The 25,921-nt window shown below is 57.4% G+C and carries 23 protein-coding genes; 6 read left to right on the top strand and 17 right to left on the bottom strand.

Features of this window, described 5'->3' with window-relative positions; genetic code table 11:
* Nucleotides 1-3: 3 nt before the first annotated feature.
* From G7W63_RS18870 to G7W63_RS18845, 6 genes are read right to left on the bottom strand one after another with little or no spacing between them, the layout of a single operon-like run.
* Nucleotides 4-1,614, bottom strand: coding sequence for an AMP-binding protein (locus G7W63_RS18870; protein WP_166262034.1), 1,611 nt, complete (start codon nucleotides 1,612-1,614; stop codon nucleotides 4-6).
* Nucleotides 1,614-2,324 (bottom strand): ABC transporter ATP-binding protein, encoded by a 711-nt coding sequence (locus G7W63_RS18865; RefSeq protein WP_166262032.1) that lies wholly within the window; start codon nucleotides 2,322-2,324, stop codon nucleotides 1,614-1,616. Before G7W63_RS18865 ends, G7W63_RS18870 begins: the two co-directional genes overlap by 1 nt.
* A gap of 2 nt (nucleotides 2,325-2,326) precedes the next feature.
* Entirely contained in the window at nucleotides 2,327-3,145 is an 819-nt protein-coding gene (locus G7W63_RS18860; protein WP_166262030.1) for an ABC transporter ATP-binding protein, read from the bottom strand.
* On the bottom strand, nucleotides 3,142-4,008 hold the full coding sequence (locus G7W63_RS18855; protein WP_207309002.1) for a branched-chain amino acid ABC transporter permease: 867 nt from the start codon (nucleotides 4,006-4,008) through the stop codon (nucleotides 3,142-3,144). Before G7W63_RS18855 ends, G7W63_RS18860 begins: the two co-directional genes overlap by 4 nt.
* 24 nt (nucleotides 4,009-4,032) lie before the next feature.
* Nucleotides 4,033-4,905, bottom strand: coding sequence for a branched-chain amino acid ABC transporter permease (locus G7W63_RS18850; RefSeq protein ID WP_166262026.1), 873 nt, complete (start codon nucleotides 4,903-4,905; stop codon nucleotides 4,033-4,035).
* Between the two features lie 9 nt (nucleotides 4,906-4,914).
* Nucleotides 4,915-6,045 carry an ABC transporter substrate-binding protein gene (locus G7W63_RS18845; RefSeq protein WP_166262024.1) on the bottom strand — a complete coding sequence of 377 codons (1,131 nt, stop codon included), beginning with the start codon at nucleotides 6,043-6,045 and terminating at the stop codon, nucleotides 4,915-4,917.
* A 167-nt stretch (nucleotides 6,046-6,212) separates the two neighbouring features.
* Here G7W63_RS18845 and G7W63_RS18840 point away from each other — a divergent pair, with 167 nt between their 5' ends.
* Nucleotides 6,213-7,196 carry an aldo/keto reductase gene (locus G7W63_RS18840; protein ID WP_166262022.1) on the top strand — a complete coding sequence of 328 codons (984 nt, stop codon included), beginning with the start codon at nucleotides 6,213-6,215 and terminating at the stop codon, nucleotides 7,194-7,196.
* A gap of 27 nt (nucleotides 7,197-7,223) precedes the next feature.
* Here the strand turns inward: G7W63_RS18840 and G7W63_RS18835 are convergent, their stop codons facing one another.
* The 6 genes from G7W63_RS18835 to G7W63_RS18810 all read right to left on the bottom strand — a co-directional run bounded on the left by G7W63_RS18835 (nucleotide 7,224) and on the right by G7W63_RS18810 (nucleotide 14,325).
* Nucleotides 7,224-8,561, bottom strand: coding sequence for a hypothetical protein (locus G7W63_RS18835; protein WP_166262020.1), 1,338 nt, complete (start codon nucleotides 8,559-8,561; stop codon nucleotides 7,224-7,226).
* Nucleotides 8,562-8,626: 65 nt separating this feature from the next.
* Nucleotides 8,627-9,268 carry a 3-oxoacid CoA-transferase subunit B gene (locus tag G7W63_RS18830; protein ID WP_166262018.1) on the bottom strand — a complete coding sequence of 214 codons (642 nt, stop codon included), beginning with the start codon at nucleotides 9,266-9,268 and terminating at the stop codon, nucleotides 8,627-8,629.
* Nucleotides 9,255-9,935, bottom strand: a complete 681-nt coding sequence (locus tag G7W63_RS18825) for a 3-oxoacid CoA-transferase subunit A (protein ID WP_166262016.1) — start codon at nucleotides 9,933-9,935, stop codon at nucleotides 9,255-9,257. Before G7W63_RS18825 ends, G7W63_RS18830 begins: the two co-directional genes overlap by 14 nt.
* A gap of 30 nt (nucleotides 9,936-9,965) precedes the next feature.
* Nucleotides 9,966-11,918, bottom strand: coding sequence for a TRAP transporter permease (locus G7W63_RS18820; RefSeq protein WP_166262014.1), 1,953 nt, complete (start codon nucleotides 11,916-11,918; stop codon nucleotides 9,966-9,968).
* A 75-nt stretch (nucleotides 11,919-11,993) separates the two neighbouring features.
* On the bottom strand, nucleotides 11,994-13,145 hold the full coding sequence (locus tag G7W63_RS18815) for a TAXI family TRAP transporter solute-binding subunit (protein ID WP_166262012.1): 1,152 nt from the start codon (nucleotides 13,143-13,145) through the stop codon (nucleotides 11,994-11,996).
* Nucleotides 13,146-13,392: 247 nt separating this feature from the next.
* Entirely contained in the window at nucleotides 13,393-14,325 is a 933-nt protein-coding gene (locus tag G7W63_RS18810; RefSeq protein WP_166262010.1) for a LysR family transcriptional regulator, read from the bottom strand.
* Between the two features lie 140 nt (nucleotides 14,326-14,465).
* Between G7W63_RS18810 and G7W63_RS18805 the strand changes: the two genes are divergently transcribed.
* Complete coding sequence (locus tag G7W63_RS18805) at nucleotides 14,466-16,235, top strand: acyl-CoA dehydrogenase family protein (RefSeq protein ID WP_166262008.1); 1,770 nt, start codon at nucleotides 14,466-14,468, stop codon at nucleotides 16,233-16,235.
* Nucleotides 16,228-17,424, top strand: coding sequence for a CaiB/BaiF CoA transferase family protein (locus G7W63_RS18800; RefSeq protein WP_166262006.1), 1,197 nt, complete (start codon nucleotides 16,228-16,230; stop codon nucleotides 17,422-17,424). The genes G7W63_RS18805 and G7W63_RS18800 overlap by 8 nt, the downstream gene beginning before the upstream one ends.
* Before the next feature lie 66 nt (nucleotides 17,425-17,490).
* Here the strand turns inward: G7W63_RS18800 and G7W63_RS18795 are convergent, their stop codons facing one another.
* Genes G7W63_RS18795 through G7W63_RS18775 form a run of 5 tightly spaced genes read right to left on the bottom strand, consistent with a single transcriptional unit; the run spans nucleotide 17,491 to nucleotide 22,713 of the window.
* Nucleotides 17,491-18,798 (bottom strand): TRAP transporter large permease, encoded by a 1,308-nt coding sequence (locus tag G7W63_RS18795; protein WP_166262004.1) that lies wholly within the window; start codon nucleotides 18,796-18,798, stop codon nucleotides 17,491-17,493.
* On the bottom strand, nucleotides 18,795-19,301 hold the full coding sequence (locus G7W63_RS18790; RefSeq protein WP_166262002.1) for a TRAP transporter small permease subunit: 507 nt from the start codon (nucleotides 19,299-19,301) through the stop codon (nucleotides 18,795-18,797). The genes G7W63_RS18795 and G7W63_RS18790 overlap by 4 nt, the downstream gene beginning before the upstream one ends.
* A 10-nt stretch (nucleotides 19,302-19,311) precedes the next feature.
* Entirely contained in the window at nucleotides 19,312-20,310 is a 999-nt protein-coding gene (locus G7W63_RS18785; protein WP_166262000.1) for an NADPH:quinone oxidoreductase family protein, read from the bottom strand.
* Nucleotides 20,311-20,332: 22 nt separating this feature from the next.
* Nucleotides 20,333-21,532, bottom strand: coding sequence for a CaiB/BaiF CoA transferase family protein (locus G7W63_RS18780; RefSeq protein WP_166261998.1), 1,200 nt, complete (start codon nucleotides 21,530-21,532; stop codon nucleotides 20,333-20,335).
* Between the two features lie 59 nt (nucleotides 21,533-21,591).
* A complete protein-coding gene (locus G7W63_RS18775; protein ID WP_166261996.1) occupies nucleotides 21,592-22,713 on the bottom strand; it encodes a C4-dicarboxylate TRAP transporter substrate-binding protein in 1,122 nt (373 codons plus the stop codon).
* 146 nt (nucleotides 22,714-22,859) lie between these two features.
* Here G7W63_RS18775 and G7W63_RS18770 point away from each other — a divergent pair, with 146 nt between their 5' ends.
* From G7W63_RS18770 to G7W63_RS18760, 3 genes are all read left to right on the top strand, one after another.
* Nucleotides 22,860-23,657, top strand: a complete 798-nt coding sequence (locus tag G7W63_RS18770) for an IclR family transcriptional regulator domain-containing protein (RefSeq protein WP_166261993.1) — start codon at nucleotides 22,860-22,862, stop codon at nucleotides 23,655-23,657.
* A 168-nt stretch (nucleotides 23,658-23,825) separates the two neighbouring features.
* Nucleotides 23,826-24,506 (top strand): nitroreductase, encoded by a 681-nt coding sequence (locus G7W63_RS18765; protein ID WP_166261991.1) that lies wholly within the window; start codon nucleotides 23,826-23,828, stop codon nucleotides 24,504-24,506.
* A gap of 9 nt (nucleotides 24,507-24,515) precedes the next feature.
* On the top strand, nucleotides 24,516-25,895 hold the full coding sequence (locus tag G7W63_RS18760) for a hypothetical protein (protein WP_166261989.1): 1,380 nt from the start codon (nucleotides 24,516-24,518) through the stop codon (nucleotides 25,893-25,895).
* The last annotated feature ends 26 nt before the right edge of the window (nucleotides 25,896-25,921 follow it).

Genomic DNA, 25,921 nt, shown 5'->3' with positions numbered 1-25,921 from the left:
ACCTCAGGGGTTTGTGTTTGAGTCGCGCTCCAGAGCCATGGCCCTCAGCTTTGCACGCTGAATCTTGGTGCCGTTTGCGCTTTCTGTCACCGGGAAGGCGTCCAGGAACCAGACCCGGGCCGGTACCTTGAACGGCGCTATGACGTTCCTGAGCCAGGCACGGACGCCCTCGGCATCAATATCGATCCCCGGTCCCGAAATGACAAAGGCTACACAGGCAGATTTTCCATCCACATCGGCGCCGATTACCTGAGCTTCTGCAATGCCGGGGCAGTCTCTCAGCATGTCTTCAATTTCCGCGGGGTTTACCAGAAAGCCGCCGAGGCGTATGGCATCGCCGGCACGGGTCTGATACACAAAAGAGCTATCCCGGCGCAGGTATCCAATATCGCCGGTGGTGAAATAGCCCTCGTTATCAACTGCCTCGGCGGTCGCTTCCGGATTATTGAAATAGCCCGCAAAGTTACCCGCCGCCTGGATTTCCAGAACACCGCTCTGCTCCGGCTCCAGTAATTCGCCGGATTCGACATCGCGGACCCTGAGTTGTGCTTCCGGGTCAGCCCGAAAGCCGCCCCCTTTGCATCGCTCCTGTCTGTCTCCGTCTACCGCCTGAACCGAGAAAAGAGCCTGCACCTCGCTGGATCCGTAGACACCCGCCAGTGGCATACCTCTGGCGTCTGCTGCCCTGGCAAGCTCTTCCGCGCCGGTCTGGAAGGAGGCGAATCCACACATGCGGAGACTGTCGAACCTGGCTTCTTCAGGCATGGCCGCAAGAATCTTCCAATACATTTCATCACTGCCAAAGATGTGCGTCAGTCTATGCTTCTGAATAAGCTCTACCGCAGGCTCGCCGTCAAAGGTTTCCATCACCGCGATGGGTATGCCTGCCGCCAGGGCCGTCATCACCGGCACCAGCCCAAAAGTTCCGCAGAAGGGCAAAGGCGCGAGCAGGCCGGCACCGGGCTGATCGAACCGGAAGGCTCGGGCCACTGAGTCCGCATGGGTGGCGAGTGATCGCTGGGTGTGCATGACCAGCTTCGGTAGTTTGGTGGTGCCCGAGGTCGTGAACAGCATCGCCAGATCCTGCTCGCTGGAGTTGTCCTCCAGGTCCGGCGCATCGAAGGCTTCGAGATCCGGAAACGGCCGTGTTGAACACCCGGCTAGCTGCGGCATTTGCGCGTCATGGTCAAGGGCTGCGTCAAGCACAGCGATCTTCTCGAGATCCGGTACTGTAGCTGGTTCAAGTTCTTCCAGCAGAAGCTGGAAATCGATCTTGCGAAAGCCCGGCTGCATGATCAGCATACGGGCACTGGAAGCGGACAGAATATGCTGCAGCTCTGCGGTGCGATAGCGGGTATTGACCGCCACCAGGACCGCACCCAGGCGGGACAGACCCAACATCAGCGCCAGCCATTCGGGCCGGTTCACAAGCCACACAGCGGCCCTGTCACCGTGGCCAATGCCCTGCTCATGGAGCCAGGCTGCGGCTGCGCGCCCCATCTGGTCAAGTTCGCCATAGCTGATACGGCGCCCGCCCACTATCAGGGCGCACGACTCCGGCGCCTGTTCCAGATGCCGTGTCACCAGTGCAGCCAGGGTCAGCTTCTTCGACATCAGTAAAGCTCCATCAGCTTCTTGTTATCGCTCAGCTCGGAGGGCTGACCTTCCCACGTCATCCGGCCCGATTTCATTACCACCACCCGGTCCGATATTTTCAGGGCTTCCTTGACGTTCTGCTCCACCAGCAGGATCGACATGCCGGTTTTCTGTTGCAGCTCACGTATCGGGCCACACAGATCCTGGAACAGTTTTGGCGCCAGCCCGATGGATGGCTCGTCCATCAGCAAACAGCGGGGCCGGCTGAGCAGTGCCCGGCCAATGGAAACCATCTGCTGCTGCCCGCCCGACAGATCGCCGGCTCGGGTCCGGTAGAACTTTTTCATCATCGGCAGAATCGACATCACCCACTCGATGCGTTCCGGCCGCGCTTTTTCCGGAACACCCGCTGCCCACATGCCGAGGCTCATGGTTTCCTCAACCGTCATACCAGGGAACACGCCACGGCCTTCCGGGACCATGGACATGCCGGCCATGGTCATGGCCCGGGGCTCGGTAACGGCGGGTTTGCCATTGAACAGAATCCGGCCGCCCTCGTGGGGCACCAGGCCAAAAATGGCTTTGAGCAGGGTGGATTTGCCCGCCCCGTTATGGCCGATAAGGCACAGCACTTCGTTGCTGTTTATGTGCAAACTGATGTCGGTAAGCACGGGCCGGCCGCCGTAACCGACCACCAGGTTCTCAACCTGGACCGTTCTGTCTGTCATGGCTACCTCTCCCCGAAGTAAATGGCGGCCAGCGCCGGGTCGTTCAGGATGGTTTCCGGCTCGCCGTCAGCCAGCAATCTGCCCTGGTCGAGGAACGCAATCCGGTCAGAGATATTCACCACAATGTCCAGATTGTGTTCAATGATGCAGACGGTAATCCCCTCTTTTACTTCCTCCCGGAGCAGCTGCAGGAAGAGATTGTAGGAATTGGGATCCAGCCCGGATGCCGGTTCATCCAGCAGCCACAGGCGCGAGTCAGTCGCCATGATGCGGGCCAGGCTCAGGAACTTGCGCTCGGCGTAGGCCAGATCAAGCGCACGGGTATGGCGCTTCGCCGTAAGCCCTGTTCTGTCCATAATCTGGCTGACCTTGCTGTATCGCCTGGCCTTACGGGATTTACCGCCGGGCTGCCAGAGCCAGGAGCCGGGCTCCATCATGGTCAGGATATTTTCTTCCACCGTCATATGGGTAAACAGCCGCAGATCCTGGAAGGTTCTGGCTATCCCTTTCCTGGCAATGCGCCACGGAGCCTTGCCAATCAGTGACTCACCCTGCCAGCGTACGTCGCCCTGAGAGGGCTGAATGTGACCGGTAATCATATTGAACAAGGTGGTTTTGCCGGCTCCATTGGGGCCGACCAGAGTCGTAATGATGCCCGCCCGCAGATTCAGGGACACGTCACTGATTGCCTGAAGACCCCCGAAGTTCTTGCTGAGACTGTTGATCTCCAGCAACACTTCCTGGTCGTCGGTAGAGCCGGTAAACCCAGAGCCGGGGGCCGGATTTGCGGTTTCGCGGGCTGTCACTGGTTCTGCGCTCATTTACCACCTCCCGGGTGCGAACTCACGATGCCGCCGGGACGGAAAATCATCAGCAACACCATGGCCAGGCCGTAGACGATCTGCTGAATGGAGCCAATTTCGGTCTGAGGCAGAAAGGTCAGATACGTCAGCGCACTCGGCATCAGCATCAGCAGTGCAGCCCCTAACAGGGGCCCCACAATCGTCGCCGTGCCTCCGATAATGACCATCGCCATCACCATCACCGAAGTGTCGAGCATGAAGCTCTCGACGTTGATGAAGCTCATATAGAAGGCATAGAGCGCGCCGGCAACGGCTGCCAGCGCAGAAGAAAGTACAACGGAGAACGTCTTGATCACCGTTATGTTCTTGCCTGAGGCCAGCGCGGCCGATTCACTGTCGCGGATTGCCTTCAGGCTGCGACCGAAACTGGTGTGTACCAGCGTCCGGGTAATCGCAATGATGATCGCCAGACAAATCAGCGCCATCACCAGGAACTGCCACGGTTTGTAAACCGGAAAACCGAACAGCTCCACAGCGGGAATCCCGATCACCCCACCTATACCCCCGGTAAAACTCTTCCACTCCGAGAACAGGGTGACAGCCAACACCTGCAGGCCCAGTGAGGCCGCCACAAAGTATTCTCCTCGAACCCGCAAGGCAGGTAAGGCCAGCAGCAGGGAGGTTACCGCGGCAGCCGCCATGGCGGCAGGCACCGCCACGAAGAACTCCGGGCTCACATTCATCGCCACCAGGGCTGCCGTGTAGCCACCGATGCCGAAAAACACGGCATGTGCGAGAGAGAAAATGCCGGCATAGCCGATAATGAAATTCAGCGTGGTCGCGAGGATCGCGTACACCGAGATCAGGACCAGCAGGTTCAATATATAAGCTGTCATGTCAGCGCCTCACGAAACCGTCGCCCGGCCAAAGAATCCGGACGGTTTGAAGATGATGAAGAAGAACAGGATCGCGAAAGTAATGGCCTCGCTCCACTGGGTGCCCAACTTCCACATGGCCAGGTTCTCCGCCACACCAATCAGCAAACCGGCACAGGCTGCGCCACGGAGGCTGCCAATACCGCCGACTATGGTTGCCGCCAGACTGATCAGCATGACGTGATGACCCACCGCCGGATTAATACCGGTGCCTGCGGCAGTAAAGATCGCACCCGGCACCACCAGCAGTGACCCAAGGGCAAAAGCGTAGGTAGACAGACGACGCGGGCTGAGTCCGAACGTGCGCACCAGTTCCGGGTTTTCGCTCAATGCCCTCAATCCCTTGCCAATAAAGGTGTGGGTCATGAAGAAATGCAGGGCTACAAAGCAGACGATCGCAACCACCACAGCGAGCCCGTTCAGGGGCGACAGGTAAAGCCCGGGCATGACCTCAATTGAGTTGCTCAGGGGCGTGGACACCGACATGAAACCCCTGCCAAACACACTGCCGAGAAGATTCTGTACCACGATCCCGATCCCGAAGGACGCCACGAATACGGTGAAGAACGAGCCTTCGTGACGCTGGATCGGCGCGTACATGAGTCTGTCCAGTAACACGCCGAACACCACCGCACTGAGAGCAGCCACTGCGACCGCAAAGGTCCAGTGCAGACCGAGACCGGCCAGCGCGAAGTGAAACAGGTAAGCCGCAATCGCGAACGTCGCGCCGTGGGCGAAGTGGAATATCTTGGTCGAGCCGAAGATCAGCGAGAAGCCGGCTGCGGTGAGGGCGTAGATCGCCCCCACCTGCAAACCATTGGCAAGGAGTTGCAGAAACAGCATGACAAGCCCTTACTCAGCTGCTTTGACGGAGACCACCTTGCCGCTGCCGGAGCCGTCCACTTCGAGCACCTGGATCGGTGCCTGGAGAGTGCCATTTTCCTGGAAGGACACTTCGCCACCGACAAGTTCGAAGGTTTCCGTCGCTTTACGCTGAGCCAGCAAATTGGCGCCGGTCAGTTCTTTGTCCTGCTCTTCCAGAGCCTGGGCCAGCAGCCCGAAGACTCTTACGGCGTTGTAGTAGTTGGCAATGTAAGAGGTCGGGTTCTTGTCATGCTCGGCCTTGTAATCGTCGACAAAACGCTTGGTTACCGGGTCATCCGAATCCCAATCGATGCTCTGGGTTGTGAACAGTGCGCCCTGGGCTTCTGCCTGCTCTTGCAGCTCTGGTACAGAGAACGCCGAGTAGCTGGCTATCTGCGCCTTTACACCGTTGTCCCGCAATTGTTTAACGATCTGCAACTGTTGTGAGCCATAGGAAGCCACGTAGACCACATCCGGATTATCACTGCGGACTCTGGCTGCCACACTGCTGAACTGCTGGGCGGAAGCTGCTATTGAGTGAGACTCCACGAGTTCCGCTCCGAGCTCAGGCAGCGTTTTCTCCAGTTCCCCAAGTATCGACTCACCCAGGGGATCATCCACATAGACCAGGGTGAAGCGTTTATGCCCCAGGTCTTCCACGGCATATCGGGCCAGGGCGCCCACCTCATTGTTCGCCAGAGGGATGACGTTCCAGAAATATTCGCCCAGTTCCGCCAGATCAGGGCCAACACCACCGCCATTGACCGCTACCGTTTCGCTGCGCTGAGCCAGCGTGGAGATAGCCTTCGAAACGCCGGTAAAGGCAGAAAGCACATAAGGAACACCTTCCACATTGATCAGCTTGTTCATCGCCACCACACCTTGCTGGGGCAGGGCCTGACTGTCCTCATACAGAATATTGAGGTTTCCGGACAGCATTTCGTCTTCGTTGATATGCCTGGCGGCCAGGTCTGCACCGGACATGAAGATGTCCCCGTAGGTGGCATTAGGTCCGCTGAGGGGAAACACCGCACCGATTTCGATGTCATCCGCCTGGATTGACGCGGCAGAGACAAGCCCTGCGGCGAAGGCTATGGCAGAAAGTGTCTTACGCAACATAAGCTATCCTCGGTATTGTTATTGTTCCATCTCAACCTAGCACTGATTCAGTCGGGCACAATTCGCCATTTATTAAGGGCCCGTTAAGGCAATGTGAATATGGATCGGAGCCTTGTCACAGCGCTTTCGTCTACGCTTGTCTGAACCCCAGATAAAGGAGCAGAACCATGAACTACCGCCGCCTCGGAACCACTGGCATGAAGGTGTCCGCACTCTGCCTCGGCACCATGACCTATGGCTCGCCGAAATGGCGTGAATGGGTACTGGACGAACAGGCTAGCCGGCCCTTCATAAAGCAGGCACTGGATGCCGGCATCAACTTTTTCGATTCCGCTGACATGTACTCACTGGGCGAATCGGAGCGGGTGGTGGGCAAAGCACTGCTGGATTACGCGCCCCGTGAGGATGTGGTCATTGCCACCAAAGTCTTCAATGCCATGGGGGACGGACCCAACAACCGGGGTCTGTCGAGAAAGCACATCATGGCGGCCATCGATAGCTCGCTGCAGCGCCTCGGTACCGACCACGTCGACCTTTACCAGATTCATCGCTGGGACTATCACACGCCTATCGAAGAAACCATGGAAGCCCTGCACGATGTCGTGAAGGCTGGCAAAGCCCGTTATATCGGCGCCTCGTCCATGTATGCCTGGCAGTTTGCCAAAGCCCAGCATACCGCGCAGATGCATGGGTGGACCCGCTTCGCCACCATGCAGCCGATGTACAACCTGGTGTACCGGGAAGAAGAGCGCGAAATGCTCCCGCTATGTATCGATCAGGGCGTGGGGGTTATTCCCTGGAGCCCGCTGGCTCGAGGCGTACTCGCAGGCAGGACAGTGCAGGGTGAGGGCGGCGAGAGTACACGGGCAAAGACCGATGAGAATACCCGCAAATGGCACCTGGGCAGTGACATGGATCAGCCCGTGATCGACGCCCTGCGCAAGGTTGCCGCGGATCGGGATACGAGCATGGCCCAGGTAGCTCTGGCCTGGGTAATGTCCAACCCCGCGGTGACCGCACCGATCATTGGGGCAAGCAAGCCTGGTCACATTGACGACGCTGTTGCGGCCTTGGAACTGGCACTTTCAGACGAGGAAAAGGCAGCCCTTGAAGGCGCCTATGTGCCGCATCGGATTGCGGGTCACAGCTAATACGACCTGCTAGTTTGCCTGGCTGAATCAGATCGGCAGAGTGAGTGCGGCACAAAGCAGACTACTCAAAGCCAGGGCGCTCAGGGAATACTTCAGATTCCACTGCCAGGCCGCATGTTGGGCGCTGTAGCCGGTGCAACGCTCGAGCAGCAGCGAATTGGCGGAATAAGGCGTGCCTGCGATGGTAATGCCCCAGCCGGTCGTCATACCAAGACCCAGCCCCAGCAATCCATACTCAGGCCAGATTGGCCCAAGGATACTGCCGGCAAGTGTTCCCGAAATAATCGGGTTCACGCCCACGGCGCCACCGGCGAAAAACAGCCACGGTACCGCAGCGGCCATCACAGGATAGGCCCACGCCGGCAAGCTGAAATCCATCCCCAGCAAGGCCAGCGCGAAGACGCCGATGATGCCGCCCAGAAAGGATGAGCCGCCCATGATGGCCAGTTCATTGTTTACCGGCGCCAGTGTGGGCAGGGCAACAATACCGTCAACAAGACGCCGGTAGGCCAGACCCAGTATGACCGCGGCCAGACAGCTGAGGGTGACCGCCTGGGCATAAACCAGTCCGGCCTGGGAATTCAGGGTAAACGCAGACGCACAGATCAGGGCAATGATGGCAACAAAGCGAAGCCAGGGTAAAAGCGCGGGTTGATGATCCTCTGGCAGCACGGCCACGTCATCCCGGGCGGGTTCCTGCTCTCTTGCATACGCGCCGGCGACCAGAAAGAGCACAGCCACGGGCAAACCCACGCCAATCAATTTCCAGCTCGACAACCCCGGCAGAAACGTCACGGTCATAACAATGGCGATCGACAGGGGGGAAGCCATGGGCGAAGCGCCGAAACCACGCACCACCGCCCGCGCGGCATTGCGGCCCAGTGCACTGTCCCCTTTCTCCTTGACCTGGACGCCGACCATGGTAGCCACCACGCCTACAGCCCCGAAGTTCAGCGGGATCGACAGCAGAGCCGTGCCCACGGTCATGCCCATGTAACGGACCAGAGACTTGCCGGCAAACAGGCTGCGGGCAATGATCTTGAGATCCCTGGATTGAGCCATCACGGCAGATAGCAGCATCACGGTGATGATCAGAGCGCCAATACGCGCCATATTGCCCGCGGCCCTGGGCAGGGCTGAGGGCTCGAACGCAAGTGCAGCCACGCTCAGCAAGATGATCAGCGAAAATATCACCCGGCCCACCAGGCGCAGGTTGCCCCAGCCCAGCACAATGGCCAGGCAGGCAAACACGGTGGCGGCCACGGTGTGACCTGGCACAAACGTGGCGATGCCAGCGCCCATGGCAAGATAAGTCAGAAGGGACCTCGGCCCGGTCAGGTTATCCGGACGCAATAACGCTCTCATACTACCGACATTCCGTATCGCCCCGAGCCGTCTGTTTGATCCTCTGACTGATATGGCCGATGGCCTCAGGCAGGGGGCAGCAACCGTGCGCCGGTCAACGCCTGCACTTCATCAAATGTATTACTGCCAAACAGCTCCACGACCTGGAGCCCGTCCGGTGTGACATCGATGACGGCGAGGTCGGTAAAGATCCGCTGCACCACGCCGGTGCCAGTCAAGGGATAGGTACACTGTTCGAGAATTTTCGGCTCGCCCTCCCGGTCCGTGTGCTTCATCACCACGAAGAGCTTGCGGGCGCCCACTGCCAGATCCATCGCGCCCCCAACAGCTGGGGGGTACTTGTCGTTGTTTGTCGCCCAGTTCGCCAGATCACCCCGGGCAGATACCTGGAAGGCCCCCAGGACGGCAATGTCCAGATGCCCTCCGCGCATGATCGCGAAGGATTCCGCATTATCGAAGTAGCAGCCTCCCGGAAGCAGGGTTACATACTGTTTGCCGGCATTGATCAGGTTGGGATTTTCTTCCCCCGGCGCAGGGGCCGGACCCACGGCGAGAATGCCGTTTTCACTGTGGTAAATCACCAGTTTGTCACCGGAGACGTAGTTTGCGACCTTGGTAGGCATACCGATACCAAGATTCACATAGGCGCCGTCGGGTATATCCTTGGCCACACGTTCGGCCATCTGTTCGGGATTAAGCCTGAGCATGGTGCATCTCCTCTGCTACCAGCCGATCAACGAAAATCCCGGGGGTCACGATGTGCTCAGGGTTCAGATCGCCGACCGCCACTATAGAATTTACTTCGGCAATGGTTATGCTCGCCGCGCTGGCCATCATCGGATTGAAATTGCGCCCGGCCGTGTTATAGATCAGATTCCCCCAGGGGTCGCCGCTCTCTGCCCGTATCAACGCGAAATCCGCAGGCAGCGGCAACTCCAGTACGTAGCCCTTGCCATCAATCACTCTGGTTTCCTTTCCTTCAGCCAGTTTGGTGCCATAACCGGTCGGGGTCAGGAAACCGCCTATCCCGGCTCCGGCAATACGGATACGCTCACTCAATGTGCCCTGGGGCACAAGCTCCAGCTCTACCGAGCCTTCTTCAAAGCGTTTCTCGAACCAGATGGAACCAGCTGAGCGCGGGAAAGAACAGACGATCTTTCGGACCAGGCCATCCCTCAACAGGGAAGCAATACCTTCCTCTGCCACGCCGGCATTATTGGAAATGATGGTGAGCCCCGTGGCGCCATGCTGGCGCAGTGCTTCGATCAGTTTCAGCGGTATACCTGAGCTGCCGAAGCCACCTATCATGACCACTGCGTCGTCAGGAATGTCCGCCACGGCCTCTTTGAACGATATAACCCGTTTATCAATCACAGCGAAATCACCTCTTGTCAGGGTCCGGGGTCAACGAGGGAGTGCCGGCATGGCGCTCCGGTTCAGGATTCCTTTTCCTGCGTACATCAATGCTATAACCCCCAGGCCCGCGGCCTCACTGACCAGGTTCGGATAAATCAACAATCCGCCGGCAATCAACGCCATCACTCTCAGGGGCCAGGCAATAATCCCGACCCGGTAGAGATAACCTTCCATTGCAGAAGCAACCAGCCAGATAGCGGTGATTGCCGTCGCTGTGGACATCAGAATCCGACCGATATCCCCTTGCAGGATGAGGGAGGGGTTCAACACGAACAGGAACGGCAGGATAAAGAGAATGCCTCCCAGGCGCATTGAGTAGAGGCCGGTTTTTGTGGCGTTCGAACCGGCAACGCCGGCGGCTGTTATTGCAGCCAGGGAAACCGGCGGAGTGATGTAGGACAGCATGCCCCAATACAGGATAAACAGATGACTCGCTATCGGGTTTAATCCGGCATTGACCAGAGCAGGCGCAAGCAGGATAGACAGGAAGATATAGCAGGCACTGACGGTCATCCCCATGCCCAGAATAAAACTGGTCACCGCACCGGCTGCCAGCATGAGGGGTATGCTGCCGCCGGCATAAAGCAGGAGCTCACGGGAAAACGCCCCGGCAACACCCGTATACGAAAGTCCACCCACCACCAGTCCGATGCCCGCAAGAATTGCCACCAGGTTCGCCACATTGGTCGTTAAGTCCCGGATAAATAGCTGGGCCCGGGCAAGGTTCATGCGGTACTTACGCTTGAACAATGAAACACCCAACAATACCAGAGAGGCGTAATAGGGCGCATAGGCCTCAAGCCGCATCACCAATAGCATGTAGATCAACATGGCCAGGGCGAACAGGTAGGGCCAACCCTCTTTTAGGGTTTCTTTAAGGCTGGGAATTTCGTCGTCCGGTAATCCCTTCAGGCCTCGTTTTGCGGCGTAGTTGTCGACCTGAAAAAGCAGCGCCAGGTAAAACAGCAGTGCGGGCAGGAACGCCGCAATCATGATCTCGGCGTACGCTACCCCCAGAAAAGACGCCATTATGAAAGCCACCGCGCCCATGACCGGGGGCATCAGGGTGCCGCCGGTGGAAGCGCAGGCCTCAACTGCTGCCGCATAATGCGCAGGGTAACCTGACTTCTTCATGGTCGGGATGGTGATCGGACCGGTCGTGAGAATGTTTGAAATCACACTGCCGGACAGACTGCCCAGAATACCACTGGACAATACCGAGACTTTGGCCGGGCCACCGCGACTGCGGCCCATCAGAGCGGTGGCAAATTTCATGAAGAACTCACCACCACCGGTGATGGTCAGTGCAGCGCCGAAAACCACGAACCCTATGACCAGTTGCGCCACCACCTGCATCGGGATGCCAATAACGCTTTCAACACCAATAACATGGGCGCGGATAATCTCCGGCAGGGTGTATTCATTGCCCCAGAGGAATCCCGGCATACTATCGGCATAAAGTGGGTAGGTGCCAAAGAACAGTGAGACGAACAGCAACGGCCAGCCGCCGCACCTGCGGACACCTTCCAGGATCAATACCAGCAGAACAGCTGACGATATGGTTGCTTCCAGCGGGGCCGCGAACTCCCAGCCCAGTTGAATCATGGTTAATCCGTGAAATCCCAGATACCCGCAGGAAGCCAGCGCCAACAGACCCAAAACCCAGTCGTACCAGGGAACTTTATGTCTGGCGCCGGACCAGGCGGGAAAGCACAGAAACGCCGCCGCCAGAAAAATACCGATCAGGTAGTACAGATAGGAATTTCCCAGCGGCTGAAATCCAAGCAGCTTGAGATTGAAGGTCTGATTGATCGCCATCAACAAACCCAGGGTGCCTAATATCAGAACGCCCCAATAACCGGCGCCTTGAAGACGGCCCGGGTCGGGTTCACCTGGAATTGGTGGCGGAGTCTGGGCAACGGCACCCTGAGAAGAAGTCATAACACACCCCGGGAGAAGACGAAGTAAAAAGTGGTGCATCAACTGCACCACCTTCTTCAGGCCATTGAGAAACGGTTAGAGCGAGCTGAGTGCCTCGGCACGGTGCTTTTCCCAGATCTCGGCAAACTCGTCATCGCTTTTTCCTTCGCCCTCTTCCACAGCTTTCGGCCATGCTTCCATCAACGCATTGAGGCGCTCGGTACGTGCATCGTTCCAGGACTGGTGCTCCTCGGTCCAGATACCCTTTTCTTCCAGGTAGCGGATGGCCCCCGCGTGGAAGGGGACATCAATTGCAGGAACGCCAGCTTCCTCAAGGTCCCAGCGATGCATGACCGCCGTGGCGTCCTTGTACATATCGAAGGTCTCATCCAGCGCCTTGATGTAGTTGTAGACCGCTTCCTCGTCCATATCGGCACGGACCGTCAGCACCGGATAGCGATAGGCCAGGATATCTACCGGATTTTCTTCACTGATGCCAGCACCCACGGTTTCCGTGTAAGGCTGGAAGAAAGGCGCCACTTCGCGAATCCGTTTCCAGCCCTCCTCGTCGTCCTTCGGCACTTCCAGCCAGCGAATGTCACGGGGCGATTCGGCCAGTTCATAGACATGGCTTGGCGTTGTGGTGGTGCAGGAGGCATCCGCCTCACCACGAGCCAGCGAGCTCATGGCGCTGGCATAAGTCGGGAAAATGATGGCATCCACGTCATCCCTGGTCAGACCGGCAAACGCCAGAAAGGCATCGCATTTCACGTTGACGGAGGGATTGCCGGCAACGTAGGCAAAGCGGACACCCTCCAGATCATCCAGTGATTCAATATTCGCGTCCTCTGCGGTGAAGATACCGAACGAAGAGGGTCGACCAGCGACGGCCCGGAGATCCTGCGGGCCCCAGCGACGGGTGGCAAAATCGTGAATACCTTCAGCAGCAAAAAAAGTTTCTGTGGCAAGGAAGGCGTAGTCCGCCTGACCGCTGATCAGGGGCTGCAGCCGACCGATGGCGGAACCGGAGGGCTGTATACGGACTCGGGTGCCATGCGCTTTGCCGAAGGCGTCGGCAATGGCAGAGGCCTCGGCGTAGCCTGCGGACCCAACATCGTAGGCAGACCATGTCATCTTATCCGGCAGCTCATTTTCGGCAGCGGCCGGTGCACTGAGGCTCAGCAGCATTGCAGCGGCGCATACGGAGCTGGCCAGAGGGGAAAATGATTTTGGTGTAAGGGATGTCATAGGGACTCTCCTGATAATTGTTGTTTTGAGTAACTACTTAAGCCTAGCTCACAGCCGGTTTTTAGCCTGGCATTGTAAACAAATTGCAACGGGCTGAACCGCCAGCGCCTCCAAACTAAACCCGCCATCTCGGCCAGTCAACGTGTTTTCTATAATCGAACAAACAACTATTTTATATAAGGAATGCTATTTTTGTATAGCTTGTGCCGATATCCGTGAAACCCTGCCCTGGCTGCATCGCAGCGAGTTAATCCGGAGCTTCATCCTGACCAAAAACCCGGTTTCGCTCTTGATGCTGTTCTTTCAGGCAGTCCAGCAACAAGTTACGAATTTCCTTGTGTGAATCGGTATCGTGACGCCAGATACAGTGCGACTGGTGACGAGTGGTTGAGTCGGTCAGCGTCACAAAACTGACATTGGAGAACCCGGATTTAGCCAGCGACTGGGGCACCAGGGCAACGCCCATCCCATTAGCTACCAAGGCAAGAATGGTCAGCCAATGGGATACTTCATGGCAGATCTGTGGCTCGACACCGGCATGATGGAAAAGGCTGATAATCCTGTCGTAGTAATGGGGAGCGAGATCGCGGCCAAACAGGATAACCGGCTCATTGGCAAGCTCCTTCACGGCCAGCCTGCGCCGGGCGGCCAGGCGATGATGAGCCGGTACGCAGCAGAGAAAGGGCTCATCCGTCAAAGTAACCGAGTCGATACCTTCAGGTAAGGGCATAGAGTGGATAAAACCTATGTCGAGCTGCTCTTGCATTACGGCCTCAACCTGATCTGCCGAGTTGCGTTCTATTAACTGGATTTTAATACCCGGGTAGCGGGATTGCAGAAGTTTGAACAGCTCTGGCAGGCCGCGAAAGAGCATTGCCGGAGTAAAGCCGAAGCGCACCAGGCCGGTTGCGCTGGAGGCAATCCGCTGTACCAGATTTTGTGACTCTTCCAACTGTTCAAGTATCCGGCGCGCCTGGCGCTGAAACGCTTCCCCTGCCGGCGTGAGTATCACGCGCTTGCTATTACGCAACAGCAACTTGACGCCCAGCTCCGCCTCCAGGAGGCGGAGGCTGGCGCTCAGAGGGGGTTGGGAAATATGCAGACGTTGAGATGCCCGACCAAAGTGCAACTCCTCCGAGAGCACCAAAAAGTATCGTAACTGCCGAAGTGTAAGCGCCATAAACGTTACCCCTTATCGTTTTACCAATCTTCAACCATACCGAAAACTGTATCAATGGATCCTAAAACAGTATTGGATACCGGCGCCCTACCCGCCTAACGTGACGATAAAGCCTATAATAAGCCCAGAGGTACGCCGCCATGAGTGAAAAAAAAATCTACCGCAACATTCCTGATGGCTGGGGCCTGAACAGCTACCATAATGACCCGAGTCTTTCCCAACTCCTGGGCATCTACTTGCCAGAAACGTTACGTCGCCATCTGGAAACTTACTTTGCCGAGATGGGGGCTCTGGCCGGTGGGGAACTCGAAACGCTGGCGCTTGCCGCTGACAAGAACCCCCCTGAACTTGCCTTGCGAAGCAGAAACGGTGCCGCGCTTCAGGAGGTTCAGAAGCATCCCGCCTATCTACGCCTGGAAGCTTATGCCTATGGCCAGTTTGGCCTGGCGGCGATGTCACATCGCGGCGGGGTGCTTGACTGGCCGGAGCCCATGCCTCCTGTGGTCAAATACGCCCTGACCTACCTGTTCGTGCAGGCAGAGTTTGGTCTGTGCTGCCCACTGAGTATGACGGATGCACTGACCCGCACTCTTCGCAAGTTCGGTGACGAGGCCCTGATTCGTCGCTACCTTGGGGCTCTGACTTCTCAGGATATGGACCAGGCTTACCAGGGTGCCATGTTCATGACCGAGCAGGATGCGGGTTCCGATGTTGGCGCGATTACTACTGAAGCCAGACTGGTGGACGGCACCTGGCGCCTTTACGGCGACAAATGGTTCTGCTCAAACCCTGATGCTTCGCTGGCTATGGTGCTGGCGCGCCCCGAACAAGGGGAAGGCGGTACACGAGGCCTTACGCTGTTTCTTCTGCCACGGCATTTAGAGAGTGGTGAACTCAACCACTATCGCATCGTGCGCTTGAAGGACAAGCTAGGTACACGCTCGATGGCCAGTGGTGAAATCCTTCTCGAAGGTGCCGAAGCCTATGTTGTAGGAGAGCCCGGCCAGGGCTTCAAACAGATGACGGACATGATCAACATGTCCCGACTCTCGAACGGAGTGCGTTCGGCGGGACTCATGAGGCGCTCAGTCAATGAAGCACTCTTTATTGCTCGCCATCGCCATGCCTTCGGTAGCCAACTCATCGAATTGCCCCTTATGCAGCGCCAGCTCAGCAAAATGATGGTCACCGCCGAGCAGGGGCGCACGCTGGTTCTCCATACTGCCGACTGTCTGCGGCGCGCCGATGCCGGTGACGACAAGGCCGCCAAGTTATTACGGATCCTGACCCCCATGATCAAGTTCCGCACCACCCGGGATGCACGCAAGGTAACGGGAGATGGCATGGAAGTACGCGGTGGTTGCGGCTACATCGAAGAGTGGTCGGACGCCCGGGTACTGCGCGATGCGCATCTTGGCTCAATATGGGAAGGTACCAGCAATATTGTTGCTCTGGATGTGTTTCGATCGATCCGGCGTGAAAAGACGTTACCCGTGCTTGCTGACTATTTGCATCAGCGCCTGCAGGAGTCAGCACTTGAGGCTCATGAGTCCAGACTGCTGCAGGCATTGCTTGATAAGGCGGTGGAAAGTGCGGAAGCGCTGGCGCAGGACTCTGCTTGCGAGCACGACGCCAGACGGATCGCCAGCGGCCTGTATCACATCACCTCGGCCATCCTGATGGCATGGGAAGCTTCCCGGATACCGGGAGATAAGCGGCGACAGGCACTAGCCTGGCTGGTCGTGCGCCATAAACTATTGCCTCCCGATCCTTTATCGCTCAGCAAAGAGTCACCGGAAACGCTGGCGAAACTGCTCGACGAAACCCCGATGAGTCACGAACAGGTAATGGCGCTGGTCAATACCGAAGAACTGGCTCGTAATCAGGGACTGGAGGGCGACCATGGATAAGCACAGTGGAGCTTTGAGTGGCGTCAGAATTATAGATCTCAGCCGTGTTCTGGGAGGTCCGTACTGCACGCAGGTGTTGGGCGATTACGGTGCAGATGTGATTAAGATTGAACCACCCGGCGGTGATGAAACCCGTGGATGGGGGCCTCCCTTTGAAGGCGATGCAGCGTCCTATTTCCACGGCTTGAACCGAAGCAAGCGCGGCATGGCTGTGGATCTTCGCCATCCCGATGGGAAGGCATTACTGCTTCAGCTATTGGAAGAGGCGGATGTCCTGGTGGAAAACTTCAAGCCGGGGACGCTCGAAAAGTGGGGGCTGAGCTATGAGGTTTTAAGCGAACGGTTCCCCCGCCTGATCCAGTGTCGCATCAGTGGTTTTGGTGCTGACGGGCCTATGGGTGGTTTGCCGGGCTATGACGCTATTATCCAGGCGATGGCCGGGCTTATGAGTGTCAATGGCGAAAAAGAGGGGGATCCCCTGCGGGTGGGGCTGCCCATTGTCGATATCGTGACCGGTCTCAACGCCGTTATCGGTATTACGTTAGCGCTCTATGAACGCACGCGCAGTGGGCGGGGACAGTTTGTTGAGGCGGCGCTATTCGATTCAGGGCTGTCCTTGATGCACCCCCATTTTCCTAATGTGTTTTATGGCGGGACGCAGCCACGCCGCACGGGCAATGAGCATCCCAATATTGCGCCTTATGAGGTTTATCGTACGGCAACACAGCCAATTTTTCTGGCAGTTGGCAATAATGTGCAATTTACGCGCTTATGCGAGTTGCTTGAATGTCCCTCCGTTAGTCAGGATGAGCGCTTTGCGAGCAATGGCGCGCGACTAGGTCATCGCGACGATTTACGTGCAGTTCTGGAAAGCGCCATGGCCAACTGGGACGGCGAGAAGCTAGCCAAACAGTTGATGCACATAGGCGTTCCCTGTGGCCCCGTGCTTGATACCTCGCAAGCGCTGGCGCATCCGCATACCAGGCATCGCAATATGATTGTCAACATTGGCCATTACAGGGGCACGGGGTCACCCATCAAGCTGGCGCGCACGCCCTCGCACTATGATACGCCGCCACCTCGGTTTGCTGAACATACCGACGCAATCCTTCTTGAAGCAGGGTTAACTCAACAACAAATCCAACAGTTGAAGGCAAAAGGGGTGCTGCCGGAAGTGCCAGTGACATAAGCCCCGTAGCAGTGAAGAAATACTGGCCTTTAGCGAACGCCGCTCAAGGCCAGATGCTACAAATGCCTAATACATCAGCGAGGGAAGGAAGAGGGAGATCTGGGGAAAGAACATCAGCAGGGCAAGCACCACGGATTCCGCTGCAAGAAACCAGGCCGTGCCCCTGACAATGGTGCTGAAGGGCACTGCATCGCCCACTCCAGCACTCACTACAAAGAGATTGAGCCCTATCGGCGGTGTCAGGAGTCCGATTTCAATGAACTTGACCACCAGCACACCGAACCAGATCACATTGATATCGAAAGCGATGACAAACGGTGCCAGCACCGGCAAGGTGACCAGCATCAAGCCGATAGGATCCAGGAACATGCCCAGAATTATATAAAAAACTGTAACGATAATGAGGAACACCCATAGCGCCACAGCATAGTCTCCGACCCAGATACCAATGTTCATCGGAATCTGGCTAAGAGTCAGCATTCGGCTGAACAGCACAGCCCCAATAGCGATCAGGAAAATGGATGCGGTGCTCTTTACGGTTTCTGATACCGCCTGCTGGAGCGCCATCCAGCTGAAGGTTCTTTGCATGACCGCGGCAAGTATGGCTATAAATGCACCAAAGGCGCCCGCTTCAGTCGCCGTGACGGTTCCGGTGTAGAGTCCGCCTACCACGCCTGCCACAATGACCGGCAGGGGCCAGGACTTCAGTAGCAGCATCCATTTCTCATACCGTGTATAGGTGTCAGTGGTAACCGGCGCCAGGGCGGGATTGTTTTTCACCCTGATAATAATCAGTAACGAATAGGCCACCATGGTCAACAGCCCCGGAATGATTCCGGCCATCAGCAGCTGTCCGACTGAGGCCTCCATGAAGACCGCATAAAGGACAAATGGAATGCTAGGCGGAATAAAGGCGCCCAGCGTACCGGAGGCCGCCACCACGCCGGTGGCAAGCCCGGGGTCATACTTTGCCCGGAGCATCTCTGGCACTGCCAGCCGCGACATTGCACCGGCCATTGCCACACTGGAGCCGCTGGCTGCAGCAAAACCCGCGCTGGACACGTTGGTTGCGATGGCCAACCCGCCAGGCAGGAAGCTCAGCCAGGCTTTACCGGCATCGAACAGCGTTCGGGTCAGACCGGTATGGAAGGCGATTGCCCCCATAAGGATGAACATAGGTATGGCAGTCAGTGACCAGTGGGCGATGAACTGGAAGGTTGTCGACCCCATGAGTGAAAAGGCTGCATCCATACCCCGCAGGGCAAAAATGCCGGTGAAGGCGGTCATGCCCAGGGCGACCCCAATGGGAATGCGCAACGAAAGCAGCACCAGCAGCAGGACGATACACGTCAGTCCGATCTGAATATTACTCATTGTCCGGCCCCCCGGACGGCACCAGAGCGCCGGCTCCACAAAAGGCTGAACAGATAAAGCACTGACAGCAACGAGAGCACAATACCCAAGACCGCGATCCACCGCGACGGCCAGACCGGCAGCTCAAGAAAAATGGCATCGACAGTCTCACTCCGGGCCCAGCTCTTCACCGCCTGCAGATAAAGGCCGTAGGAAAAAAGGCCAAAGTACACTGCGGTGACTATCAGTCCGATAATATCGACCACCAGACGCGTCCTGCCCTTGAGAAATTGGACAAGGACGTCAACCCGGATATGACCGTCTTCTGTGGTGCAGGCGAAGATACCCATAAAAACCGCGGCGACCATGTAGTAATAGGTCACCACTTCCATGGTGCCGGGAATGTGCATGCCGAAGCCCACCCGAAGCAGTACCTCTGCGGTTACATGCAGCATCATCAGGACAACCAGCCCTCCCACCACCAAGGCTGTCCAATCGCTGAGTTTCTTTAAATACCTGCCCACAGGACACCTCTCATCTTGTTGTTATAACGACCTTTCCGATCGAGCGGCGGCCAACCACACAGTCAAGGGCCGCCTCAAAATCCTGCAGGGCGTAGAGTTCCGGCTGCCTGACCGCAAGGTTGCCTTTTGCAGCCTCATCAAACAGCCAACCCATCATTGCCTTTGTCCGGGTTGCAAACTCATGCCGACGATCCTGTTTCCCCCAACCCACATACTCCGAGAAGTTCACCCCCAACAGACTGATGTTCTTCACCAGCAGCAGGTTGACCGGCACGAGGGGGATGTCGCCGCTGGCAAAACCCAGGGACAGCATGGTGCCTTCAATAGCCGTGCATCGGATCAGTCGCTCAAACAGGTCGCCACCCACCGGGTCGAACACCAGCTCTGCCCCCCTGCCCCCGGTCAGCGATTTGATGCTTTTGATGAAATCCTCGCTGGAGTAGTCCACGGTGTGGCAGGCTCCTGCCTCCACAGCAGCTTCAAGCTTGGGTCCAGAGCTGGCTGCCGCAATAACCGTTGCTCCCTCGAGCCGGGCTATCTGCACGGCCGCCAACCCGAGTGCGCCGCCGGCGCCGGTGATCAGCACGGTTTTTCCTGGCCCGACCCCGCCCCGTTCAAGAGCGGTGGAGGCAGTACCAAAAGACAGGGGTATCGAGACGGCTTTTACCAGAGGAAAGCCTGCCGGAACCGGGTAAACGGTCGCTGTGTCCACCACGACTTCCTCACCAAAGGCGCCCGAGTCGACGATTGCCGCGACCGGGTCTCCCGGCTGAAACTCCGACACGCCCTCACCACACTCCCGAACGTATCCGGACACCTCAGTGCCTGGAATGAACGGCAAAGACATCTTGCGCTGGTACTTACCGGCGACCATCAGTGAGATGGCGTAGCTGACACTGGCGAAGTGGACGTCAATCCGCACGCAGCCAGGCTTGATGGCAGGGGCGGCAACCTCCGTAAGCCGGAGATCCCGGTAGGACGAAAAGGTTTCACAGATCACAGCACGCATATCAAAGACTTCCTCAGTTCAACTAACCGGCTTGCCGGGCCTGGATGCAGACTTCCGACGCCAGGAAAGAGTCGATTTCCCGCTGGCTGTAACCGCATTCCCGCAGCAATTCACAGGTATGCTCTCCCAGCCCCGGAGCGGGGCTGAGGTCTGCCGCCTGAAGATCGGCACCGGGGAACCGGGGCATGGGGATATCACCGAATGCGCCATGGCCCACCATCGGCATCAGGTCGAGAAACCGGACCTGGGGATCCTGCTGCAACTCCTGATAACTGTTCAGGGGCCCGCACAGAACGCCAGCGTCATTCAGGCGCTCGATCCAGTCTGCCCGGGTTCGAGCAAGGAATACCCCGGCAAGTAACCGGTGCACTTCCTCGGCGTGAATCTGACGCGATTCGTTATCGGCGAAGCGGGCATCCTCTGCCCATTCCGGATGCTCCACGGCCTTCGCAAGAGCAACGAACATCTCATTGCGAAGACAGACCACCGAAATCATTCCATCGCTGGTGGCGAAGTTGCCGGATGGTACAGTGACATGCTTGTTCCTGACCCCGCCCTGCAAATGCGACTCTATCAACGGCATCGCCTGAAAGGCCGAGGCCGAGCCCAACAGTGACAGGTCCAGGTGGCGTCCCCGCCCGGTGACACGCTGTTCCTGAATCGCCGCAGCCAGGGCAAAGCCCGCGTACAGTCCGGCAATCATGTCCACCGCCAGCATGCCCACCCGTTTCGGTGTGCCGTCTTCGGTTTCGTTCATCACTGCCATGCCGGTGGCTCCCTGCAGAATGCTGTCGGAACCCGGTCTCCTGGCGTGGGGGCCGGTTCGACCAAAACCGGAGATAGAGCCCAGAATGATGCCCGGGCGCAGGCTCTCAAGAACGTCGTAGCCCAGGCCTATCTTATCCAGCACACCTGGACGAAAGCTCTCAAGCACGATATCGGAACTGTGTACAAACTGGCTGAGCACCTCTACGCCCTCGGGTTTTCTGGCGTCCACACAGATGGCCCGCTTGCCCCAGTTCGCCGATACGCTGAGGGAGCTGTGGCCATCACGTGCCACCCCCATTACCCGTCCCCAGTCACCCTGGGGCGGCTCCACCTTCAGCACCGAAGCGCCCATCATCACCAGCATTTGCGCGGCGTAAGGCCCGGCAAGGCCCTGGCTCATATCCAGTACACGAACCCCGTGAAAGGGATTGAATTGCTTTAGGCTCTCACTCATCCCTACACCACCCTGAAATAGAACAAATGCCGGCCACAGGGGCCGGCATTTTCGGGACGTTAAAACGCCTTGTCATAAATTTCAGTCTTCAGTAACTCGGCGTATTGCGCTTCCGACAACGACTTGTCGGCCAGTAGCTTGTCCCACTTTTCAAGGTTCCTAGTGAAGCTTTCAACTATCTGCTCCGCATTCTCGACACCCCGACCACTGGCTGTTTCAGCTGCCCGCTCAAGCTGGGCCTGCATGAACTCCTCGCGCTCCTGCTTCATCTCATCGGAAACCTCAACGAAGTTAACGCCCTTGTCACTGGCCAGCTTCTTGACCTCGTTCTCCTCATCCTGATAGGCATAAATGGTGCGTGCCAGACCAATGGGCGCGGCCTCGATCAGAGCTTGCTGTTCCTTTTCACTCATTTCCTGCCAGACCGACTCACGGACGTTCAACAACGAACCGCCCAGGAAGGCCCCCATGGGCAGCTCGACCACACTGTTGGCCACTTCAATCAGGGACAGGGACTTGAGCCAGCTGGTGGCACCGATCACACAATCCAGCTGGCTGCGCTCCATCGCCTCATAAGACTCACTGTTGGGGATATTGACCGGAACACCCCCGATACTGGAGACCCACTTGCCGATTTCTTCACCGGCCACCCGCATTCTCATGCCTTCAGGCTTAAAGCCGGAGGCAAACTCGTCCTTGCACATGGCCTGGTAGGGCGGAGTTGCGTAGCTGGCGAGAAACCTCACATTATGGCTCTCGTATTCGGCCAGACACTGGGGGCAGTCGTTGAGGATGGTGTCCACTGAAGCCGCGGTGGCCACCAGGGAATCCTGGTCCCAGAATGACAGGTCGCTGATGGTGGTATTCGCAGGCACCGAGGTCGGGAAATAGACAGTGACCAGAAAGCCGCCATCGATCATGCCGTCGGTCACGGCGGACAACATCCCCTTACCGGAAGCGGCCGCACCAGACGGGAAGAATTTGAAATCCACTTCACCATCAGAACGCTCCCGTGCTTCATCGATAAACGTGGTGATACCTTCACTGGTCGGATGTTGGGGCGGAAGATAGCTTGCAAAGGTAAGGTCACGGGCCGAGGCTGCGGATGAAACAGTCAGACCGGCAAGAAGTGCACAACCAAGAGCTGCAGGAATCAGTAGGGATCTGTTGTTATTAGGCATGTCTTAGTCTCCGAATCGCTGGGTTGCACACAGAGCTACGATGTCTTATTGTTCGCTGTGCGAACATTATGTTCTTTCTGAGAACACGCTTAAGATAAGATCAGTTTTTAACCATTGTCAAAGCATCTTTGTCAGGTATAGAAAAAATGACTAACAGCGGTGAGAAGGAGGAAAACGCAACCGTCACGTCGTTTGCGCGGGGTCTGGAGGTAATCAGGGCGTTCGGTGAAGGGGCTTCGCGACTGACTCTTTCAGATGTCGCCAGACGTTCAGACATTTCCCGAGCGAGCGCCCGCCGGTTACTTCACACCCTGTCGGCACTCGGCTATGCCAGCAGCGATGGCAAGTATTTCTGGCTGACCCCGAAAATCCTGGATCTGGGCTTTTCGTACCTGTCCTCCATGGAGATCTGGTCTTTCGCCCAGGGCCACATGGAAGAGCTGGTACAGAAGGTTCACGAGTCCTGCTCCATCGCGGTACTGCAGGGTTACGATATTTACTACGTGATGCGGGTGCCGACTCGCAGACTGCTCAAGAGCACGTTAAACGTGGGCAGTTCCCTACCGGCGCATGTGGTGTCCCTGGGGCGCATACAGCTGGCAGACCTGCCGCCTGAGGATCTTGATCTCTTCCTGAACACCCAGGAGATTATCCGCTACACAAGGTTTACCGTCACCGACAAGGAAGAGCTCAAACGAGTGATACTGGCCGACGGGGCCAAAGGCTGGTCGATCGTAGACCGTGAACTCGAGGAAGGTATGTGTGGTATTTCCGTGCCCATTCGCAATCGCCACCACAAGGTGATTGCGGCAATCAATCTGACCATGCCTCCGAGCAAGGCCGCAGAGCCGGGTGTGCTGGAGTATTTGTTGGAGGAGTTGCGTAATACGGCCAACAGGATCAACGCAGAACTGCGAACAAGAGAGCCTTTGGGTCGGACCTGAGTTCAAGTTCAAGCACAAGCGTCATGAAAGCTGATAAGCCCATACCCAATTGGCATGGCTTTTATAGAAAATATGCTTTTCTCCGCTGACCTTAAACTTGCTACCGTGTCACTCTCAACCATATGTCTGATAACTTCCAACCAACCATCTGATAACTTCGGGAAAACCATGACAACGCCAACAATGACACTGGTCGAGGCCATAGCGACACGCCGCTCAGTACGAGGCTTTCTTCCCGATCCGGTAAGTGACGACGTCCTCCAGGAGATTTTCGAGCTGGCCCGAACAGCGCCGTCGAACTGCAATACGCAACCCTGGACATGCTATGTCGCCTCGGGCGATCTGAAAAACCGTCTGCGTGATCAGTTCCTGCAGCGCCAGGAAGACGGCGTTCCCGGTACTCCGGATTTCGGCTACGTTTCCAAGTTTGAAGGAGAATACCGCAAGCGCCAGGTTGAATGTGCCGTTGCCCTGTACGATGAAATGGGCATTTCCCGGGATGACAAGGCCGGGCGGCTTAGGGCTGTACGCCGGAATTTCGAGTTCTTCGATGCCCCTTATATCCTGTTTCTCGGTATGGACCGCAAATTCAGCTCCACCATCGCCCTGGACGTGGGTATCTATGCCCAGACCCTGATGCTTGCGATGACCGCCTACGGTGTGAGTACGTGCGCCATGGGCAGCATGCGCGCCTATCCGGACCTGGTCCGGGAAGCCTTCCGGCTCGATGAGCAGACCGGGATACTGCTGGGCATCAGCTTTGGCTATGAAGACCCCGAGGTGCCGGCTAACCGGACCCGCACTACCCGGGAGCCGTTGTCCGATACGGTAATCTTCAAGAACCAGTAGGGGCTTTTAGTGGCCCGTGCCCTGTCGACATTCTGTCTGCTGACTGCCTGTTTCTGTGCTGTTGCCCGGGAGTTCAGCGACTGGCTCCTGTTCAGCCCTCTGGCCGGTGGTGCGCTGGTGCTGTTTGCCGTACTGCAGTGGGCCGGCATCAGCCTGACCTACCGTATTTTTGCCATTCTTGCCCCTGCCCTCGGGCTTTCGCTCTGGCTGAACAGCGCCGTGTCGACGGAGGTACTGGCAGACGCAGTTGATCGTGCCGCTTTTTTTACCCTGTTCCTGACGTCTCTGGCAGTTCTTCGGGAGTCGGCCAAAACCTCGCCACTGGTGCAGCGCTGCGGCAAGGTCCTGGTGAACCAGCCGCCGGGACGGCGCTACCTGTTAATGTCATTCGGTTCACACCTATTCGGTGTGATGCTGAACATTGGCGCACTGAATGTATTGGGCACCATGGTACGCCGTGCTATCCGACCCGCCGCTGATCCGGAATCCCAGCGCATTGGTGGCATCCGCCGCAAACGAATGTTAACGGCCACCCTACGGGGGTTTTGCGGGGTTCCGCTCTGGGCCCCGACGTCGGTCACGATGCTACTGGTGTTGTCGGGCATTCCTGAACTGAGCTGGGAGCAGTACGCGCCGCTCGGGCTGCTCTGGACGGTTCTGTTCATTGCCTGGGGCGCGGTATTGGACCGCTTTGCCTACAAGCGCCCCAAAGTGCAATATGTCACTGGTGGCAATCTGGTTTATCTTATCCCGTTGGTGGCGCTGGTAGCGCTGATTCCCAGCCTCGCTTTCATAATTTCAGAAATCACAGGCCTGGCATTGTTTTCAGCGCTGCTGATGTGCGCCCCGGTCATCGGCCTGGTCTGGATCTGGGTACAGTACAAGGGCAAACCCACCCGGATTAAGACAGGCCTGCTGCTCAGGCGCATGGGGCGTTCTTTCCCGGAAACCTTCACCAACCAGCGCAATGAAGTGGTGTTGTTCGCCTCATCAGGATTTATAGGCGTGGTTCTGATTCCCCTTATCGACCCGGTCGCGGCCAGTGAACTCCTGGTTCAGGCCAACATCAGCAACGCCACCCTGATGGTTTTCATTTCTCTGGTCATGCTGGCGTTTGCGTTCGTCGGCATTAACGCCATCATAACCGTGACACTGATTCTCGGAGCCCTGCAGCAGCTGCCCGACCTCAACATCCAGCCACAGGTCCAGGCCTCGGTGATCGCGATTACCTGGGCGGTTTTTGCAGGCGCCTCGCCGTTCACCGCGTCGCTACGGTTTATTTCCGGCTTTTCCGGCATCTCACCCCTACGCTTCGGTATCCAGTGGAACGGGTGGTTCAGCGCCAGTGTTCTGGCGATTATGTATGTGACTCTTTATCTGGTGCTTTGACACCCGGTTTATTCACCCCTCGAGCA

This window comes from Marinobacter salicampi (genome assembly GCF_011074795.1).
In the GTDB taxonomy this organism is placed as follows: domain Bacteria; phylum Pseudomonadota; class Gammaproteobacteria; order Pseudomonadales; family Oleiphilaceae; genus Marinobacter; species Marinobacter salicampi.
Note: the sequence above shows the minus strand (reverse complement) of the source record. Positions and strands in the feature narration are given on the sequence as shown.

What these genes read in the sequence shown, in the direction of transcription:
- G7W63_RS18870 (WP_166262034.1), bottom strand. Translation starts at nt 1,614, where the DNA reads ATGTCGAAGAAGCTGACCCTGGCTGCACTGGTGACACGGCATCTGGAA.
- G7W63_RS18865 (WP_166262032.1), bottom strand. Translation starts at nt 2,324, where the DNA reads ATGACAGACAGAACGGTCCAGGTTGAGAACCTGGTGGTCGGTTACGGC.
- G7W63_RS18860 (WP_166262030.1), bottom strand. Translation starts at nt 3,145, where the DNA reads ATGAGCGCAGAACCAGTGACAGCCCGCGAAACCGCAAATCCGGCCCCC.
- G7W63_RS18850 (WP_166262026.1), bottom strand. Translation starts at nt 4,905, where the DNA reads ATGCTGTTTCTGCAACTCCTTGCCAATGGTTTGCAGGTGGGGGCGATC.
- G7W63_RS18845 (WP_166262024.1), bottom strand. Translation starts at nt 6,045, where the DNA reads ATGTTGCGTAAGACACTTTCTGCCATAGCCTTCGCCGCAGGGCTTGTC.
- G7W63_RS18840 (WP_166262022.1), top strand. Translation starts at nt 6,213, where the DNA reads ATGAACTACCGCCGCCTCGGAACCACTGGCATGAAGGTGTCCGCACTC.
- G7W63_RS18835 (WP_166262020.1), bottom strand. Translation starts at nt 8,561, where the DNA reads ATGAGAGCGTTATTGCGTCCGGATAACCTGACCGGGCCGAGGTCCCTT.
- G7W63_RS18830 (WP_166262018.1), bottom strand. Translation starts at nt 9,268, where the DNA reads ATGCTCAGGCTTAATCCCGAACAGATGGCCGAACGTGTGGCCAAGGAT.
- G7W63_RS18820 (WP_166262014.1), bottom strand. Translation starts at nt 11,918, where the DNA reads ATGACTTCTTCTCAGGGTGCCGTTGCCCAGACTCCGCCACCAATTCCA.
- G7W63_RS18815 (WP_166262012.1), bottom strand. Translation starts at nt 13,145, where the DNA reads ATGACATCCCTTACACCAAAATCATTTTCCCCTCTGGCCAGCTCCGTA.
- G7W63_RS18810 (WP_166262010.1), bottom strand. Translation starts at nt 14,325, where the DNA reads ATGGCGCTTACACTTCGGCAGTTACGATACTTTTTGGTGCTCTCGGAG.
- G7W63_RS18805 (WP_166262008.1), top strand. Translation starts at nt 14,466, where the DNA reads ATGAGTGAAAAAAAAATCTACCGCAACATTCCTGATGGCTGGGGCCTG.
- G7W63_RS18800 (WP_166262006.1), top strand. Translation starts at nt 16,228, where the DNA reads ATGGATAAGCACAGTGGAGCTTTGAGTGGCGTCAGAATTATAGATCTC.
- G7W63_RS18795 (WP_166262004.1), bottom strand. Translation starts at nt 18,798, where the DNA reads ATGAGTAATATTCAGATCGGACTGACGTGTATCGTCCTGCTGCTGGTG.
- G7W63_RS18785 (WP_166262000.1), bottom strand. Translation starts at nt 20,310, where the DNA reads ATGCGTGCTGTGATCTGTGAAACCTTTTCGTCCTACCGGGATCTCCGG.
- G7W63_RS18780 (WP_166261998.1), bottom strand. Translation starts at nt 21,532, where the DNA reads ATGAGTGAGAGCCTAAAGCAATTCAATCCCTTTCACGGGGTTCGTGTA.
- G7W63_RS18775 (WP_166261996.1), bottom strand. Translation starts at nt 22,713, where the DNA reads ATGCCTAATAACAACAGATCCCTACTGATTCCTGCAGCTCTTGGTTGT.
- G7W63_RS18770 (WP_166261993.1), top strand. Translation starts at nt 22,860, where the DNA reads ATGACTAACAGCGGTGAGAAGGAGGAAAACGCAACCGTCACGTCGTTT.
- G7W63_RS18765 (WP_166261991.1), top strand. Translation starts at nt 23,826, where the DNA reads ATGACAACGCCAACAATGACACTGGTCGAGGCCATAGCGACACGCCGC.